The organism is Ilumatobacter nonamiensis YM16-303 (genome assembly GCF_000350145.1).
Taxonomy (GTDB): domain Bacteria; phylum Actinomycetota; class Acidimicrobiia; order Acidimicrobiales; family Ilumatobacteraceae; genus Ilumatobacter_A; species Ilumatobacter_A nonamiensis.
In genome coordinates this window covers 1-623 of the sequence record NZ_BAOL01000358.1, presented here as the reverse complement: position 1 = coordinate 623, position 623 = coordinate 1, and the positions used below count along the sequence as shown (strand labels likewise).

1 protein-coding gene is annotated in these 623 nt (G+C 67.1%); it reads right to left on the bottom strand.

Translation table 11 applies throughout. The annotated features are described in order from the left end of the window. Nucleotides 1-22: 22 nt before the first annotated feature. Nucleotides 23-553, bottom strand: coding sequence for a disulfide bond formation protein B (locus ON45_RS20645; protein ID WP_051063508.1), 531 nt, complete (start codon nt 551-553; stop codon nt 23-25). Nucleotides 554-623: the final 70 nt, after the last annotated feature.

Below are 623 nucleotides of genomic sequence, written 5' to 3'. Positions count from 1 at the left end.
GCGCACGGAGCGCCGGAACTGTTCACGAGTTGCTGGGGTGGGTGGCCGTCGAGGGGCGGCAGCGGAGGCCGACGATGCTGGTGACGACGATGATGCCGAACACGATCCCGGCCATCTGCGGGATCGACATGAACCCGAGCGCATCGACCCACTTCGCCGTGCACGGGCTGGTCAGACCGCAACTGCTCGAACCCTGGTCCGGGAACAGCTGGAGTTGGATGTGGTAGATCGAGATCGCCAGACCGATTCCCGCCAAGGCGAGTGAGGAGCGGAGGATTCCCCGGTCTCGAACGACGAGCGCGAGCGGCACGATCACGGCCATCGGGTACATCGCGATGCGCTGGTACCAGCAGTACAGACACGGCGTGTAGTTGGCGACCTCGGAGTAGTACAGACTTCCCGCGGTCGCACCGATGGCTGCCACGGCCACGACGATCGGTGCGTACTGTGCCAGCACCGCCCGGGTCGACGGGATCGCCACCGTCACGATCGTCGCCGCCGCGGCGATCAACAGCGCCACGGCGAAGATGTTGCTCACGGTCTCGGGGTCCACGCCGCCATCTTGCCCGCTCGCCCCACCCCGACCCCGGCAACTCGTGAACTGTTCCGGCGCTCCGTGCGCG